Below are 16,366 nucleotides of genomic sequence, written 5' to 3'. Positions count from 1 at the left end.
CTGAAGTCATTTTTTCAGCACCCCGAACTGGCTTATATCTCCGACTAATGTTCGGCTACTTTATTTCGGATTAGTAGTAGTTGCCACACCTACTCCGCAGCCAAATCCTGATCTTCATCGGAGCGGTCATCCTCACCCTTTTCAACCGGATCCCGCCGATTAATCTTAGGCGGCGGCGCCACCCAGGCCCGGAGTCTCTGCCCTACTTGCTCATAGAAACGCGGCACCGCCGCTTCCAGCTCATCAATGAACACCTTGTTCCCGGCGAAGCGTCCGGCCAGGTCGACCATGTAGAAGACTTCAAACTTCGAGGGCACGACGTTGGTGGTGTCGGCGGTGACGGGGACGAGACGGGCGACTTCGCCACGCGTAACGCAATCGGGGAGCGTGATCATTGCGCATTGTCCTTGTTGTGGGTCCTACATCCTGCGCGCGCAACGGCTTCCCGGGGGTTAGCCGGGTTTGCGGCGGGTGGTGCTTTCTTTGAGCGTAGCAGAGATTTTGAAGGTGAGGACGATAAAGCGTTGGTTTTAGGCGTGCACCAAGTGCCCCGTTGCTTGCCAGACTTAAATTGACAGTATTTTGGCGGGGTGATAGCGTCGCTTAAAATTGAATTGATCATCCAACTGGACGGATTCGTTATGTCAAAGGATAAGGCAAAAATACCTACCTTTCCGGGCCCCGTCGTTCTGGGTATTCACAGTAATATAGCGGGCGACGAACACTCTTTTACATCAGGCCATGCATGGATTTCGGTCCAAGAGGGAAGCAAAACCGTTTTCTTCGGACTATGGCCGGATGGGCACCCCCGCACGGTGGATAACAGGGGAAAAAGTGATGTCAGGGTCAACATGGAGGCAGGATCCAGGCCTGCTGCAAGTCGGTTTTATCGCCTTTCCAAGGTTCGCACGAAGCGGTTAAACGCATTCCTCAAAAACGCGTCCATTGGGATTACACCCATAACTGTTCCTCCTGGGCGAGCGACCTATTCTACAGTGTTGTTGGGATTGATGTTGATGCCAATGATTGGCTCGGTGTTGAAACACCACGCGAGCTCGGCGCCTCAATCAAGGCGATGGAATCTGGGCAAACGACAAGCCGTAAGTCACCGGCATCCCCTGGAGATGTGCAACAAAGCAGTTTAGCCGGATAAGGGCGTATTATGAGGATGGCTAGAGGCTGTTTGGTTATCTTTTCTCTATTGTCGGGATGCAGCTCTGCCGAGAGCGGTGTTTATCCTGTTGATCAGGTGCAGATTGAGAAAGTGACGAAGGGTACCGACAATGTAATCCTCCACTATCGCACACCTGCTGAAACCCTTTACCACTCGCCTGGCGTAAAGGTGTCCAACTCCAACGGCAAAAGGCGCTTGGAGGTAGTTCGTTGCCATATTGAAGAAAACTGCCCTACGGACATCCAGGCAGAACAGCGAAAGTTGGTCACGATTGTTCGCATCCCAAAAGGCGACAAACCGCTTGTCCTGTACGCCGAGGGACAGGAAAAGCCAATCAATTAGTAATCCATCGAGCACTTGGAGTTTATCTTCAAAAGAACACCTTTTTCCCGGCGAAGCATCCGGCCAGGTCGATCATGCAGAAGACTTCAAACGTCGAGGGCAGGACGTTGGTGGTGTCTGAAATGACCCTTAATTGAGCGTAGCAGAGATCTGATGGTAATGAGGATGATATGGCTCAAACAGCCAGGAAACGCTTGACGATGCGATTGGGTGCCTTCTCCGGATGAACGCTCCAGATGCCCCCTGCCACGCACCCTGATTCAGGAAAACACTCTGTAACATCCAATTCGCGCCTGCATCCCTATTTATGACTGAACCCCGGGCAATATAAGCCCTCGGGTGGAGCGATGGGCCTGCCAGAGCTAGGATTATGAATATCAATGAACGATGGACCGTACATCGGTTTCGAGCGAAGAGGTAGCGAATGCTGGGTGGTATTCCCAAGCGCGAGTACGAGGCATGCCGGAACGAGCTGGCTGACAAGACGGCCGTTCTGGACGCCATCCATGAATCGATAGCCACCATTGAGTTCTCGCCGGATGGCATCATCCGTGACGTTAATGATCTCTTCCTGAAAACCGTTGGCTACACACGCGATCAGGTCATCGGGCAGCACCATCGCATCTTCTGTGCGCCAGAGATCGCCGAGAGCCGGGAGTATCAGCAGTTCTGGCAGTCCCTGCGTGATGGCCGCTCGCATTCAGGCACTTTTCCCCGCAAGACCAGCAGCGGCCAGGCCATCTGGCTGGAGGCCACCTATTTCCCCATCAAGGGCAGTGATGGCAGAACCTCCAGGGTCATGAAGATGGCCTCGGACGTGACCGAGGAGCACGAGCAGATTCGGAACAAGGAGGCCGTTGCCGAGGCCATGGATCGCTCCCTCGCGGTTATCGAGTTCCATCCCGATGGCACCATCATCAGTGCCAACCAGAATTTCCTCAATGCAGTGGGCTACCCGCTGAGAGAGCTGCAGGGCCAGCACCACCGCATGCTGTGCGATCCGGCGTTCTACGAGGAAAACCCGAATTTCTGGGCGGAACTGGCCCAGGGCCACTACAAGACCGGCCAGTTCAAGCGCCTGCGCGCGGACGACCGGGAACTCTGGCTCGAAGCCAGCTATAACCCGATTCTGGATGATAAGGGGCGGACCCTGAAGGTCATCAAGTTCGCCAGTGACATTACGGATCGGGTGCAGCAGGCCAACCAGACCCGCCAGGCGGCGGAAGCGGCCTCCAACACGGCGCAGAAGACCGTGGAGATCGCCACCACGGCAGTCAGTTCGCTTGAATCCTCGCGGCGTACCTCCGAGGAGATCAAGCAGGGGGTTGAGGACGCCCGCGCCATGGTCACTGAGTTGAACAGTCAGTCCCAGAACATCGAGCAGATGATCACAACCATTGCCGGTGTGGCGGACCAGACCAACCTGCTGGCGTTGAACGCGGCCATTGAGGCGGCCCGCGCCGGTGAACAGGGGCGCGGTTTTGCGGTCGTGGCGGATGAGGTCCGCAAGCTTGCCGGCAATACCAGTGACTCCACCAAGGAGATCTCCGAAGTCATCCATGGGATCCTGACGAAGACGAACAACGTGGTCTCACGGATTGAGAAGGTCGCCGAGCAGACCCGGAGCGGTGAAGAGCAGGTGATCGACGCTGAGACGATCGTCGGGGATATTCTGAAGGAAGCACGGAGCCTGCAGGACTCCATTAACGCCTTGAGCGGGTAGACCCTGCTCCGGGCCCATCACTCCGCCCTGGCCTTCAGTTCATCCAGCAGCCGATCCTTGCGCTCCCAGAGCCCTTCCTGCCATTCCTTGACCTGCTGGCGATGGGATCCGTCCTCGCGATCATCGCCGCCCCGCAGATGCTCCGGGATGGGCACCTGCTCCACGCGGATGACGATGTGGGTGACCCGCCCGCACATGAATTCCCAGAGCCCGGGGCGCCCGTTCGGGTAGGCAATGGTGATATCAAGCATCGTGGAGAGCGTGTCGCCCATGGCTTCCAGGACGAAGGCGGTCCCGCCGGCCTTGGGGCGCAGCAGATGCTTGTAGGGGGATTGCTGGGCGGCATGCTTCACCGGGGTGAAGCGCGTGCCTTCCGGAAAGTTCATGACGCTGACCGGGGTGTATTTGAATTTCTCGCAGGCACGCTGGGTGGCCTTCATGTCCTCACCGCGTTTCTCCGGGTGCTTTTCCAGGTATTCCCGGGAATAGCGCTTCATGAACGGGAAGTCCAGCCCCCACCAGGCCAGCCCGATCACCGGTACCCAAATGAGCTCTTGCTTGAGGAAGAATTTCAGGAATGGGATGCGCCGGTTGAAGATGTGCTGCAGCGCGAAAATATCCACCCAGCTTTGATGGTTGGACATGACCAGGTACCAGCCCTCGCGGCTCAGCCCTTCCAGCCCCGAGACGTCCCAGGTGGTGCGGTGGGTCAGGCGCATCCAGCCACTGTTGCAGGCCACCCAGCACTGGGAGATCCAGATAATGAGCCGGGTACAGAACACCCGCCACCCGCGGATGGGGATAATCAGCTTCAGGATGGCGGGAATGTAGAGCAGCACGCACCAGAAGACGGTGTTCACCGCCAGCAGTAGCGAGTTCAGTACCCCGAGCAGGGGTTTCGGCAGGAGATTGAGCATGGATATGAATCGCCAATCAGTTTTTAAGGTGCCCATTGTTTGAGGCGTCTGGCTATAGATCAATGAGCATCGGGTCATGCGTTCCACTTCCTGCGGTCCTCTTGCATCGCAAGGCGTGGACGCCGCGGACCAGTACTACGAGCAGGTCCGGCTCAGCACGAACCTGGCACTGGCCACGCGCGGCTGCAGCCCGGTGGGGCAGCTCTGATTCGAGCCATGAGCCGAATAAGTGCCATAATCGGCTCATTGGCCCATGAAACAGCGACTTCCTCATGCCGACGCCGGAAAACAGCACCTATCAGTGGATCTGGCAGAGCCCGGATTGGCCCGAGTTCGACTGGGACACCTCCGTCACCGCCCTTATCCGTGATATCCAGAAACAGATAGGCCAGCTGTTGGGCAAAGCGAGTGTGCTGGAGGACACCGGCAAAGAGAAAATGCTCGACACCCTTTTGCACAACATCCTCGCCTCTTCCGCTATCGAAGGAGAGCGGTTGGATGCTCTCTCAGTGAAATCATCATTGGCCAACCGGCTGGGCGTCACTCACGAACAACAGTATCCGACCTCAGCGCGGAGCGAGGGCGTAGCGGATATGATGCTTGATGCCATTGATAACCGTCATGAGGACCTGACACTGGAACGATTACTCCAATGGCACCGCTGGCTCTTCCCGGAACCACCACGTATTGGGCCCAGGATCGCTATAGGCTCGCTGAGGGATGAGGAGATGGAAGTGGTTTCCTGGCGCGGTGCCGACCGCAGGCGCATCCACTTCATAGCCCCGCCCCCGCACAGGCTGGAGCGGGACGTTAACAACTTCCTTAACTGGTTCAATGAGTCGCGGGATCAGGACACCATCGAGCCACTTGAGCGGGCAGCGCTCGCCCACCTGTGGTTTGTCACGATCCACCCTTTCAACGACGGCAATGGGCGGATCACCCGGGCGATCACCGATCTGGCACTGGCGCAGGCAGACGATCACAGCATTCGCCTTTATGCCATGTCCGAAGCGATCCTGGATAACCGCAAGGGGTATTACGATATTCTGGAGAACACACAACGGAACGGACTTGATATCTCTCCCTGGATGACCTGGTTCATGAAGACGCTTTCCGAGGCGCTGGACCAGGCCCAAGTTGCCATTGACCGGACCCTCCAAAAAGCGAGGTTCTGGCAGAGATTTGAAAATGTCGAGTTGAACAGCAGCCAGCAAAAACTACTGAACCGTCTATTGGAGGGTGGGCCAGACAACTTTGAGGATGGCATCAGCGCAGCGAAATATCAGAAACTCGCAAAAGTCAGCAAGGCAACGGCAACCCGCCATCTGAGCGATCTGGCGCAGAAAGGGTGTCTGGAAAAGCTCCCGGAGGGGGGTCGCAGCACCCGGTACCATTTGCCAGGGTGTTATCGACCATGGCGCCAATCAGCGGGCGCGGAGTAATTACTGCCCGGCGCCGGACTTGGTGCCCTGGGCGTTGCGCTCCAGCAGGTCTTCGAAATATCGCCCTTCACCTCGGCATCCAGCATGACCCAGTTCTCGGCGTCGATCATGTCGATCAGCCGCGCCAGTTTGGCGGGGTCCTGGATCCTGTTCTGGGCCTTGGTGAAGATCTGCCCGAGCATGTAACAGAAGTTCCAGATCCTGGAGCCGAGTTATTCAGCATTCATTCTGTACCGTCCGACTGGTTTGAAGGTTCCGTTGCCAGCAGGTTCACGACGAGCCGTACCATCAGGTCCTTCGCCTTGGGGTCGCTCTCAGCGATCAACAGAGTCAGAGCCGTTAGGCCGTTATCGTCCAGCGACAGGCGCATCCCTTCCTGGCGCAAATAGAGCAGAAACAGGAAGGCACCCGAGCGCTTGTTGCCATCCGAAAAGGGGTGGTTCTTGATGACAAAATACAGAAGATGGGCGGCCCGTTCTTCCCGGGTTCTATAGAGGGGTTCGCCGAACATGCTCTGTTCCAGGTTGCCCAGGATGGACGCAAGCCCATCACCCAGGTCCCGGGCGAACAGCTCGCTGGCTTCACCACGCTCGCGCAGCTCCCCAGCCAGGGCATCCAGGGCACGACGGGCTTCATCGAAGTTCAAAACACCACGCGCCGGGCGCGCTCCCGCCGGAATACCCAGTTCACCCTCGTCATAATCCAGAAGCAGGCGCCAGGTGCGTGCGTAGCCCAGGATCAGCCCCACCACCTCCTGACCAACATCGGAGACCAGGGCCTGCTTGGTCAGGGTCTGCCCAAGCAGTTCCACAGCCTGCTGTAGCTCCTCAAGGCCCTGCTGGGCCAGGCGGTGGTCGTTCAGGGTGTAGCCCTGAGTAAGGTGTTCGCGGAGGATGCGGGTGGCCCATTGGCGGAAGCGGGTGGCGAGTTTTGAGTTGACCCGGTAACCGACGGAGATGACCGCGTCCAGGTTGTAGTGCTTGAGACGGCGACGAACCTGGCGCTTGCCTTCCTGACGAACTGCTAAGAAATCCTTAGTAGTTGCGGCCTCCGACAGCTCCTCCTCCCGGAAAATGTTCCTCAGGTGCATCAGGACGTTTTCCGGGGTGGTATCAAAGAGCTCACCCATTTGTCGCTGGGTCAGCCAAACCGTTTCACCTTCCAGACGTACTTCAACTTCCTGGGAGCTATCCTCAAAAATCACAATGTCGTTCATATCGCCTCCATGCGATCGATGTTGATCATCGAACAACTCTGCCGTTGCTTCCCGCTTGCGCCGTTTTTTATTCGTGCGGGCTGGTCTTGGCGGATACGCTCAAGTAGCACGCTGGCGGGTTCGTCGTTGGGATCTTGCGGAACAAGCTTACCTTCGAAAGCACATTTCAACACAGACTGTCTCTCAGCAGTTCAGATCGTGACAATCCGCTGTCGATTGTAGCTCCAATGGCATCAAGCTCGGATAGTTTCGTATCAACTTCCTCAACAATGCGCTGTTGTTCTTCGATAGGTGTCTGGTGCCGGGTGGTGCTTTCCTTGAGCGTAGCAGAGATCGTTGAACGACGATAACGTCTGTCTCGCGAGTCACCGCCTGGGGCAAGCGGGTCGATTGATTGGCGCTTACGATGCACCCCAAAATGTAACAATCCGTAAAGACGGCATCGACAGTCCGCTTAGGCCGGACTAGCTTCATATTAAGAATGGGTGACGTTTGGCAAGCCCCCGATACAGTAGACGCCTGGGTGTCGGTCAGTCGGGCGAATCCGGCTCAAGCCGTTAAGATGGGGTTCGTGGACCGCTTACTCTTCAGCTACACCTTTGAAAGCATCCCAAAGGTTTGACAATGACACCTTAGCGGGGTAGTTTTCAGGCTGCACTGGATGCAGCACTGCTCCAGAGTGAGGACTTTATTATCAGGGAAGGTAAAGCATGGAAAGCCACTCCCATCTATCCCCCAGCACGGTATATTCCACAATCTGCCAAAGACTGCTGGTGCGCCGCCTTCCTGAAGACACAAGCCGAGACCAACTTGCGGTATGGGATAACCGATCAGCCAATAGCAATTAAGGACCGATTCATGGCTAGCCGAGTTCATCTAAAGCAGTTCACCGAGGACGAGCTGATTCTCGACGAACAAGAAACGATCGAGATCCTGAAGTTCTTTTTCAGGAACAAGCACAACATGATCGAACAGATGCATGTTGATAATGACCTTCGTGAGTTCGCTCAGGGTCTCCTCGTCGAGGCGGTGGATGCCTCGTATTCGTTCGGGTTCATAGAAATCCTGTTCAAGTCCTTGCTGAGCCCGAGGCCCAACATCAGGAAGATTCTCAAGAAATTCGGGAAGAAGGCCGCCAAGCACTGGTTCAAGCACGCGACAGCACGTGATCTGACCAAGATCGAAATATACGAACGCGTGCGTGAACGGTTGGCTCTGAACTTCCGTCCAATACTGCGTATGCACTACAACGGCACCGCCGGTAACCTCAAAGTCAATGGGGCCTTTTTAGCCTACACAGCTGGGGGCGGCCCGCGGACAGTCGAAAGAGTCTGGAAGCTGACATGAAAAAGATTGCCGTCTCGCTGATCGCGATAGCACTGACTCTGTACGCGACCCTAATGGTCTGGTACCTGGAGACATCCAACATTGAATATGTCTCTCTGTGTGTCACCCACCCGGAAGGGGATTACGTCCCACAGCCGGTGTGTGAATACTATCTCTTCAATTTTCGCGGTACCGAGGAGGACATAGAGTTCTTGGAGCAAGGCAACGGCCTGTCGTTTTTCTTTGGCGTCGAAGACCGTCAGATGCGACGGCGCCTGATGACGTTTTTTCTGGAGCAAGGCATTTCCATTCACCAACCTTCCGAGGTCCATGGGCTGCCACCGCTACATACGGCCGTGTTGTTGAATAAGCCACGGATCGTCGAATTCCTGCTCGAAAACGGGGCCGATCCCGACCAGCGCGACCTCAAACACGAACTTACAGTACCGGAATACGTGGACTTACTTCGCGGCAAAAACCCTCAAGAGGATCGCTCGAAGATTGAGCAGATTCTGAAAAACCAAGCGTGAACCATGTTCCAGGGCGGGTCTATTCGACCCGCCACGTTCCCGTTAGCGTCTAAAGCTTCCTAGACACTTCATCTCACGCATCCCCTACTCCGCAGCCATATCCCGAGCCTCCCCGGATTCATCTTCCTCACCTTTCTCAACCTTGACCAGCTTCTCTCCATGCGCAAAAGCGCGGGCTTGACCCAGCAGGAGCTTGCCGAACGCATGGGTACGCAGAAATCCAACGTGAGCAGGTTGGAGCACGGACGGAGCAACCCGAGCTGGAAGATGCTCACCCGCTATGCGCATGCCTGTGGTTATGAACTAAAGCTGACTGCACTGGAGCGCTCAGCGTAACCGCTCCAGTGTCCCTTTGAATGGCACCCTCAATCAACAAACCCACGTACGGCATACGCTGCCTGGGGCCCAACCCACCTCAAAAACGGAACACCCAGGGCAACAGCACTTCGCCATAGCCCCAGAGAATGACCGTAATCGCGAGCAGTGCCTCCAGAACCAGCACGCCGATGGCGAGGGTGGTGCTCGAGACGATGAAGCCCTCCTTGGAGCTGATGCCGAGAAAATACGGAATGCCCAGATACAGCAGGTAAACGGTAAGGCACAGCCCCACCGTGCCGGCCAGCAGGCACAGCCACACCAGCGGATAGACCGCCACCAGCCCGCTCAGGAACAGCGGGGTGGCGATGTAGCCGGCGAAGACAACGCAACGACGGCGGCTGGGGGGAGCGGCGTAGCGCTGGGCCAGCCAGTGGATAACGCTGCCGACCAGGAACACGGCGCCCAGAATCGCGATGTAGAAAGCGGCGCCGGCGTAGAAGGCGCTCCACAGATCCAGCTTGATAAAGGCGTGGTCCCCGCCAAAGCCCCAGCCGACCTGCGTCGTCCCGATAAAGGCGCAGAGCACCGGGATGGCCGCCATGAGCAGAACGTGGTGCGCGTAGAAGTGCGGGACGGTTTCCTGTTCTTCGTCGATCTGGGTCCATTCTTTGCGCGGATGGACCAATAATCCCCAAACGTGCGTCAGCATAAACACCTTCCTTGAAAATCACAGCTTGCCCACGGCCACTATCGTTCAGCGTGGACGCGGCTTACATCAGGTTGAGGTCCAGGTGGTACATGATCCACAGCGAGCCGCCCACCACGAGCACCAGGATAACCGTGGTGAAGAAGATGAAGGCCCCGGAATCGCGCCCCTCTTCGGTCTTCAGGTTAAGGTGCATGAACAGCACCAGCTGCAGCAGCACCTGGAGGGCGGCGGCTGCGGAAATGACGATCATGACCAGTGTCTCGTTGAGGCCGCCACTCATCACCAGACCGAAGGGGATCACCGTCAGGATGATCGACAACACCAGCCCCAGAACGTAGGAGCGGACGCTGCCGTGACTGTGGCTGTCTTGGGATGATTCACTCATTGTTACAGGGCTCCCATCAGATAGACGAAGCTGAAGACACAGATCCAGACAATGTCCAGAAAGTGCCAGAACAGGCTCAGGCACATCACCCGGGGGCGCGTCATGTGGTTCAGGCCCTTGGTGGGCAGCTGCACGAACATCACCGCCATCCAGATGAGGCCGAAGGTCACGTGCAGGCCGTGGGTGCCGACCAGCGCGAAGAAGGAGGACAGGAAGGCACTGCGATCCGGCCCAAAGCCTTCACTGATCAGGTGATGGAACTCGTACACTTCCATGCCCACGAACGCAGCGCCGAGCAGGAAGGTGGCGATGAGCCAGCCCATCAGCTGACCCAGCCGGTCGCGCTGCATGGCCAGCACGCCCATGCCGTAGGTGAAACTGCTGAACAGCAGCAGGAAGGTCTCCACCAGCACGAAGTCCAGTTCAAAAATGTCCGTCGTGCCCGGCCCCCCGGCGGTGGCGTTGTGCAGCACCCCGTAGGTGGCGAACAGCGAACCGAAGATGATCAGGTCGCTCATCAGGTAGAGCCAGAAACCGAACACCGTCATGTCGCCGGGATCGGGATGGTCGTGGTGATTGTCTATTACATCGCTCGTCATGGTCATGCCCGAATGGTTGCCTGTTGATAGTGCCGGGTCTCAATGGCTCTCACCTCGTCCACCGGCACGTGATAATCAATGTCGTCATTGAACACGCGCATCAGGAACGCAACGAAGATGCCGATCGCGCCGGCGCCAGCCATCCACCAGATGTGCCACACCAGAGCGAAACCAAACACGATGCTGAAGAACCCGATCAGCGGTCCCGCAACGGTATTGCGCGGCATGTGGATCTCCTCGTACGTGGTCTCTTCCGGAGACGGTCGCGGCAGGATACCGCCGTTGCGCTGCTTCAGTTCCCAGACGTGGTCGATGCTCTCCACCTCCGGCAGGTGCGCAAAGTTGTAGAACGGGGGCGGGGATGACATGCCCCATTCCAGGGTGCGCCCATTCCAGGGGTCGCCCGTGAGGTCCGCACGCTGTTTGCGGTCACGGATGCTCACGTAAAACTGGATGACCGTGCAGAGAATGCCGCACATGATGATGACGGCCCCGATGAACGCCACGATCATCAGCGGCTGCCACTGCGCCTGGTCGTAGGACTGCATGCGCCGGACCGCCCCGAAGAACGCCAATGCGTAGAGCGGCATGAAGGCCACGTAGAAGCCGATGATCCAGCACCAGAACGAGCGCTTGCCCCACTTTTCGTCCAGCGTGAAGCCGAAGGCCTTCGGGAACCAGAAAGTCAGCCCGGCCAACATGCCGAACACCACGCCGCCGATGATGACGTTGTGGAAGTGGGCGATGACGAACAGGCTGTTGTGCAGGACGAAGTTGGCCGCCGGAACCGCCAGCATGACGCCCGTCATGCCGCCGAGGGTGAACGTGATGATGAACCCGAGCGTCCAGAGTATCGGCGAGGTGAACTCAATCCGCCCGCGGAACATGGTGAACAGCCAGTTGAAGATCTTCACGCCGGTCGGTACGGCGATGACCATCGTCATGATCCCGAAGAAGGCATTGACGTCGGCGCCCGCCCCCATCGTGAAGAAGTGATGGAGCCACACCAGGAACGACAGCACGCCAATGCTGAGGGTGGCCCAGACCATGGTGTTGTAGCCGAACAGGCGCTTCTTCGAGAAGGTGGAGGTGACTTCCGAGAATACGCCGAACGCCGGCAGGATCAGGATGTACACCTCTGGATGGCCCCAGGCCCAGATGAGGTTGACGTACATCATCATGTTGCCGCCCAGGGTGTTGGTGAAGAAGTGGAAGTCCAGGTAACGGTCCAGGGTCAGCAGCCCGATGGTCGCCGTCAGGATCGGGAAGGAGGCGATGATCAGGACGTTCGCCACCAGCGAGGTCCACGTGAAGACCGGCATCCGGAACAGCGTCATGCCCTTGGTGCGCATCTTCATGATGGTCACGAAGAAGTTGATGCCGGTCAGCGTGGTCCCGAGGCCGGAGATCTGTAAGGCCCAGATCCAATAGTCCACCCCGACCCCGGGACTGTAGCTGGTCTCTGAAAGGGGCGCGTAGGCCAGCCAACCGGTCTTGGCGAACTCCCCGACGAACAGCGAGAGGTTGACCAAGACGACGCCGGCGGCGAACAGCCAGAAGCTGAGGTTGTTCAGGAACGGAAACGCCACGTCGCGGGCACCGATCTGAAGCGGCACCACCAGGTTCATCAGGCCGATGATCATCGGCATCGCGACGAAAAAGATCATGATCACGCCGTGGGCGGTAAAGATCTGATCGTAGTGCTCAGGCGGCAGGTAGCCCTCGGCGCCGCCGGCGGCCATGGCCTGCTGGGCACGCATCATGATCGCGTCCGAGAACCCCCTCAGCAGCATCACCAACGCCACCAGGAAGTACATGATGCCCAGCTTCTTGTGGTCGACGGAGGTAATCCATTCGTTCCACAGGTACACCCATTTGCGATGGAACGTGACCCAGCCGACCAGGAAGGCGCCGACCAGCGCCATGACCACGACCACCGACATGATGATCGGCTCGTGGTAGGGAATGGACTCAAGACTCAGTTTTCCCAGCATGTCGTTACTCCACTGCCTCGTCGGTGTGGCCGCCCTCATGCGCTTGGCCCGCCATCTCGGGGGCTTTGCGGAAGCGGTCCAGAATGTCGCCGTACAGCCCTTCGGAAATGTCCGAGTAGTACTGCACCGGGGCGTCATGGCTCGGTTTGGCCAGGGCGTTGTATTCCGTCGGGTAGGTCAACGTCCCGGACGCGTCCTTCACCGTCCGGACCCACTCCTTGAAGCCGCTTTCAGATAGGGCGCGGGACTGGAACGTCATCCCCGAAAAGCCGGCGCCACTGTAGTTGGTGGAGCGCCCCTCGAAGGTGCCCTTCTCGTTGGCAATCAGGTTGAGGTTGGCGTCCATTCCCGCCATCGCGTAGATCTGGGTGCCCAGTGCGGGAATGAAGAAGGCATTCATTACGGAACCAGAGGTGACGCGGAAATGGATGGGGCGATCTTCAGGGAAGGCCACCTCGTTCACCGTCGCGATCTGTTGATCCGGGTAAATGAACAGCCATTTCCAGTCCAGCGAGACGGCCTGGATCTCCAGCGCGTCCTGCTCGCTGTCCGTCTCGATCGGCTTCATTGGATCCAGACTGTGGGACGTCCAATAGGTGAGGATCGCCAGCACCACGATGATCAGGCACGGGATCAGCCACACCACGACTTCAATCGCCGTTGAATGGGCCCAATCCGGCCTGTAGGACGCCTCTTTATTGCCCTCGCGGTAGCGCCAGGCAAACACCAACGTCATCACGATTACGGGGACGACGACGATGAGCATGAGGGAGAAGGCGGTCAGGATCAGCACACGCTGCTCTTCCCCCACCTGCCCTTTCGGGTCCATCAGTGCCGAGCTGCAGCCCGACAACACCAATGGCAGGAGACCCAGGAGGATGGCGCCAAAGAGACGCCAGTGACGGTTCTTCCTCATCATGAAACCTCTTTGTGACGGGCAAGACAGCACATATGATTGCAACCTATTAGTTAGGTTGCTACCTTTTTAGGTGAAGACTGCCAGCTACGGCATGACGGACGCCCGGTGCTGTCAACGAAAGGCAGGTCGGCGAAGGTCTCCTCAGACGCTTCGGGTGATGAACGGCCCGTGTTGACCGATCCCATCCTGAAAAGCCCGAGGCGCGCCCTATGGCCACCTGCTCTCGGGGCGGAAAGCTACCATAGAGCGTAATCGTCGCGAAACTTGCTTACCAAACGGTAATGGTTTCGCCATTCCATGGGCTCAAGGGAGTGGCAGCGCACGGACTGCTGGCCGCCATTGAGGAACGGACTCCGGGTCAGGATCGAGCCTGGCCCGGTCAGTCAGCGCCAAAAGTCTCGCTTCTGATCTTGCGCAGGCGCTGCCGATAGGTGGCCTCCCAATCCGGATCCGTGTCACGGCGACCGGCCATTTCAGCTTCGAGGGCCTGCACTCTCCTTTTGTACTCGCGCACCCTGGCCTGCTGTTCGCGTTCCTGCTCCATGCGTTCGGCAATCGCCTGTGCCTTGTCAGTATCAAAGTGTTTTTTTCCGACTTTGATGGCCAGCGAGCGGCGTTCGCTCTCGTCCTCCACCCCCACCAGACGCAGCTCCAGTTCACGGTTATAGCGCTCGCGATCGGTTTCCCCCTGATTAAGGGTTGCATAATGCTTGCCCAGTGCCTCGCGACGCAGCTTCTCCACCGCTTCCAGGCGTTGCCGGGGCGTCATGTGCGGCGCCCGCTCCTGCAGGAAGGTGTGATAACGGTTCCGGTAACGGATCCTGGCATGCTCACGGCCGAACAGCATCCTGGCGGATTCGGCGCCGAAGGCATCCACGCGCAGATTCCTGATCGAGTCCAGACGTCGGGTCAGTGGCGTATCCCTGGCCATGACGGCACTATCCTGTCTCTCTCGATAGCGCCACCATTGGTCCATGATGGCCCGAACCCGTCCGGCAAACGCCGCATCGCCGTACCCTTCCAGAACAGCCTCTAACAACGCTTCACATTCCGGGGGGCTGTCGCACTGCCCGTCCAGGCGGCGAAAGAACCGCCTTAGGTTGCCAGGGTTCTGCTGGTGCCTCTTCAACCTCTTCTGCCAGCGCTCGATGGCGCCCTGGAGCCGGTCCTTCGCGCCCTGGAGGCGTTCATCAGGGGCCGGGCTCACGCTTTCGGTCGGTGCTGGTAAGGCCTCTTCCTGGGCCGCGGAAGGCCCGGCCACTTCCATGGCAATGCCATTGCCCCCTGGTGTCCACCACCACAGGGCCGCCAGGAACGCGCCCAGCACCAGGCCTGGAACAAGCATCAGTAGCCGCTTCATAACCTACTCGAACTCAAAGTGGCCAAACACCGGGAAGTGATCCGACAGATCCCAGACTCTCCAGAGATCCTCTGAGACGGAGCGTGGCACGCGCACGTCATTGACCGACGCCGCCGGCTGGCGGTGGTCGTTCGCCACCAGAACGTAGTCCAGGTATTCCACCTTGTTCGAGGTGCGATCGGCGTTGCGGTTGACCTCGGCGTCGAAGGTGGCCCTGGTATAGCCGGTTGCCCGTGGCATGGTGGCGTTGAGTATGGATTGCATGCGGGCGAAATCCCCCGGGAACTTGCGCTTGTTAACGTTGAAATCACCGCCAAGGATCAGCGCCTCGAAACCGGGTATCTCCTGGTGGTCCGCCAGCTCGCGCATCTGGCGGAACTGGCTCATGCGTGTCTGGCGTGCCTCGTCACTGTCACTGGAAGCGGTATGGGTGCCCATCACATGAAAGGCCTGACCGTCCTTGATGATCTCGGTATAGACCACACCCCGATCCGTTAAACAGTCCGTGCCCACACAGTCCGGGTAGACATGGTATTCGGTATTGACGATGGGATAACGGCTGGCAACGACGACCCCGCCATTGAGCAGGTTGGGATCCGCACCGTCCAGGATCTCGGTCTGATAGGGATATTCATCGGACAGTTCAAGCAGCAGGTCCTCGCTGCGCGCGTCGAACGCTTCCTGAAGCAGGAGCACGTCAGCCCCCTTCAGGAACCGCGGCAATTCATCCAGGCGCTCGCCAATGTTATCGGCAATAACCGGAAGCGCCCAGATGTTGTGGGTCAGGACCTTGAGTTCGTTGGGCCCGCTAACGGGCTCGGGTTGCGACCGGTTGGTCACAGTATAGCGAAAGTCGTCATAGCCGAAAGTGCGGTGGGCCTTGAACGCCAGGACTGACGGGATGGCATCAAAACGGGTATCAAATCGGTGAATGCCCCGGTCGGACACCAGTGGCGCCCCAAACGCCCCTCGCGCACCATGGCGGATACGGCTGCCATAGAAGGTCCCCTGCATGACCTGGCGCAGTGTGACACTGGCGGTCTTGCCTTGAACGAGGGTTTCAAAGTGGTAGGTAGCACCACTTTCAAGCCCGGAGAAGCGGTTGAAGGTAAGCACCCTTTCAGTGGCAAAAGGGGCGATTGCCGTCGTGGTCTGCTCCCATTCGTCACCTTCGGTCAGCTTGTCGCCGTTGCCATGGTGACGCACATCGATTCGCACGGTTTCATGGGTACTGTTGGTCAGATAGATATCGCTGTTGGCCTGGGCCGAGGCCATGGCCACAACGAAGAGGACTGTCGTGCAGGCCCGGATTGTGGTTCGGTTCATGGTCAAGGTCTCCTGGTTGTTATTGTTGGGACTGCCCACAAAAGCAACCTAAACCCGGGACCCGTCGACGGAATGTGCGCTACTGC

General features: G+C 58.2%; 18 protein-coding genes. 6 read left to right on the top strand and 12 right to left on the bottom strand.

Features of this window, described 5'->3' with window-relative positions:
* Positions 1-89: 89 nt before the first annotated feature.
* On the bottom strand, positions 90-395 hold the full coding sequence (locus AC1RQI_RS13940) for a hypothetical protein (RefSeq protein WP_481905259.1): 306 nt from the start codon (positions 393-395) through the stop codon (positions 90-92).
* 1,545 nt (positions 396-1,940) lie between these two features.
* Between AC1RQI_RS13940 and AC1RQI_RS13935 the strand changes: the two genes are divergently transcribed.
* Positions 1,941-3,239, top strand: coding sequence for a methyl-accepting chemotaxis protein (locus AC1RQI_RS13935; RefSeq protein ID WP_481905258.1), 1,299 nt, complete (start codon positions 1,941-1,943; stop codon positions 3,237-3,239).
* 17 nt (positions 3,240-3,256) lie between these two features.
* Here AC1RQI_RS13935 and AC1RQI_RS13930 read toward each other — a convergent pair whose 3' ends face one another.
* A complete protein-coding gene (locus AC1RQI_RS13930) occupies positions 3,257-4,156 on the bottom strand; it encodes an acyltransferase (protein ID WP_481905257.1) in 900 nt (299 codons plus the stop codon).
* A 76-nt stretch (positions 4,157-4,232) separates the two neighbouring features.
* Here AC1RQI_RS13930 and AC1RQI_RS13925 point away from each other — a divergent pair, with 76 nt between their 5' ends.
* Positions 4,233-4,364: a hypothetical protein gene (locus AC1RQI_RS13925; RefSeq protein WP_481905256.1), complete on the top strand. Its 132-nt coding sequence runs from the start codon at positions 4,233-4,235 to the stop codon at positions 4,362-4,364.
* A 64-nt stretch (positions 4,365-4,428) separates the two neighbouring features.
* A complete protein-coding gene (locus tag AC1RQI_RS13920; protein WP_481905255.1) occupies positions 4,429-5,598 on the top strand; it encodes a Fic family protein in 1,170 nt (389 codons plus the stop codon).
* On the opposite strand, the gene AC1RQI_RS13915 is transcribed toward AC1RQI_RS13920, so the two are convergent.
* Together AC1RQI_RS13915 and AC1RQI_RS13910 are read right to left on the bottom strand one after the other, a co-directional pair.
* Positions 5,562-5,780: a hypothetical protein gene (locus AC1RQI_RS13915; RefSeq protein ID WP_481905254.1), complete on the bottom strand. Its 219-nt coding sequence runs from the start codon at positions 5,778-5,780 to the stop codon at positions 5,562-5,564. The two genes, AC1RQI_RS13920 and AC1RQI_RS13915, sit on opposite strands and share 37 nt — an antisense overlap.
* Before the next feature lie 41 nt (positions 5,781-5,821).
* The gene (locus AC1RQI_RS13910) at positions 5,822-6,814 is read right to left on the bottom strand and encodes a virulence RhuM family protein/type II toxin-antitoxin system death-on-curing family toxin (protein ID WP_481905253.1); all 993 of its coding nucleotides are present in this window, start codon (positions 6,812-6,814) and stop codon (positions 5,822-5,824) included.
* Between the two features lie 858 nt (positions 6,815-7,672).
* Between AC1RQI_RS13910 and AC1RQI_RS13905 the strand changes: the two genes are divergently transcribed.
* Positions 7,673-8,161, top strand: a complete 489-nt coding sequence (locus AC1RQI_RS13905) for a hypothetical protein (RefSeq protein WP_481905252.1) — start codon at positions 7,673-7,675, stop codon at positions 8,159-8,161.
* On the top strand, positions 8,158-8,670 hold the full coding sequence (locus AC1RQI_RS13900; protein WP_481905251.1) for a hypothetical protein: 513 nt from the start codon (positions 8,158-8,160) through the stop codon (positions 8,668-8,670). Before AC1RQI_RS13905 ends, AC1RQI_RS13900 begins: the two co-directional genes overlap by 4 nt.
* 84 nt (positions 8,671-8,754) lie before the next feature.
* On the opposite strand, the gene AC1RQI_RS13895 is transcribed toward AC1RQI_RS13900, so the two are convergent.
* Entirely contained in the window at positions 8,755-8,913 is a 159-nt protein-coding gene (locus AC1RQI_RS13895; protein ID WP_481905261.1) for a hypothetical protein, read from the bottom strand.
* Here AC1RQI_RS13895 and AC1RQI_RS13890 point away from each other — a divergent pair.
* Entirely contained in the window at positions 8,875-9,006 is a 132-nt protein-coding gene (locus tag AC1RQI_RS13890; RefSeq protein WP_481905260.1) for a helix-turn-helix domain-containing protein, read from the top strand. The two genes, AC1RQI_RS13895 and AC1RQI_RS13890, sit on opposite strands and share 39 nt — an antisense overlap.
* A 79-nt stretch (positions 9,007-9,085) precedes the next feature.
* Here the strand turns inward: AC1RQI_RS13890 and AC1RQI_RS13885 are convergent, their stop codons facing one another.
* From AC1RQI_RS13885 to AC1RQI_RS13855, 7 genes are all read right to left on the bottom strand, one after another.
* Positions 9,086-9,697, bottom strand: coding sequence for a Yip1 family protein (locus AC1RQI_RS13885; RefSeq protein ID WP_481905250.1), 612 nt, complete (start codon positions 9,695-9,697; stop codon positions 9,086-9,088).
* Positions 9,698-9,758: 61 nt separating this feature from the next.
* Positions 9,759-10,082: a cytochrome o ubiquinol oxidase subunit IV gene (cyoD, locus tag AC1RQI_RS13880; RefSeq protein ID WP_416633947.1), complete on the bottom strand. Its 324-nt coding sequence runs from the start codon at positions 10,080-10,082 to the stop codon at positions 9,759-9,761.
* A 2-nt stretch (positions 10,083-10,084) separates the two neighbouring features.
* Positions 10,085-10,681, bottom strand: coding sequence for a cytochrome o ubiquinol oxidase subunit III (gene cyoC / locus AC1RQI_RS13875; RefSeq protein WP_416635691.1), 597 nt, complete (start codon positions 10,679-10,681; stop codon positions 10,085-10,087).
* Between the two features lie 2 nt (positions 10,682-10,683).
* Positions 10,684-12,675 (bottom strand): cytochrome o ubiquinol oxidase subunit I, encoded by a 1,992-nt coding sequence (cyoB, locus tag AC1RQI_RS13870; RefSeq protein ID WP_481905249.1) that lies wholly within the window; start codon positions 12,673-12,675, stop codon positions 10,684-10,686.
* Between the two features lie 4 nt (positions 12,676-12,679).
* Positions 12,680-13,594, bottom strand: a complete 915-nt coding sequence (gene cyoA / locus AC1RQI_RS13865) for a ubiquinol oxidase subunit II (RefSeq protein ID WP_481905248.1) — start codon at positions 13,592-13,594, stop codon at positions 12,680-12,682.
* 379 nt (positions 13,595-13,973) lie between these two features.
* Positions 13,974-14,954: a hypothetical protein gene (locus AC1RQI_RS13860; protein ID WP_481905247.1), complete on the bottom strand. Its 981-nt coding sequence runs from the start codon at positions 14,952-14,954 to the stop codon at positions 13,974-13,976.
* A gap of 3 nt (positions 14,955-14,957) precedes the next feature.
* Positions 14,958-16,280 carry a sphingomyelin phosphodiesterase gene (locus tag AC1RQI_RS13855; protein WP_481905246.1) on the bottom strand — a complete coding sequence of 441 codons (1,323 nt, stop codon included), beginning with the start codon at positions 16,278-16,280 and terminating at the stop codon, positions 14,958-14,960.
* Between the last annotated feature and the right edge of the window lie 86 nt (positions 16,281-16,366).

This window comes from Salicola sp. AFF1, from assembly GCF_056783195.1.
This window is presented reverse-complemented; position numbering and strand designations above follow the sequence as displayed.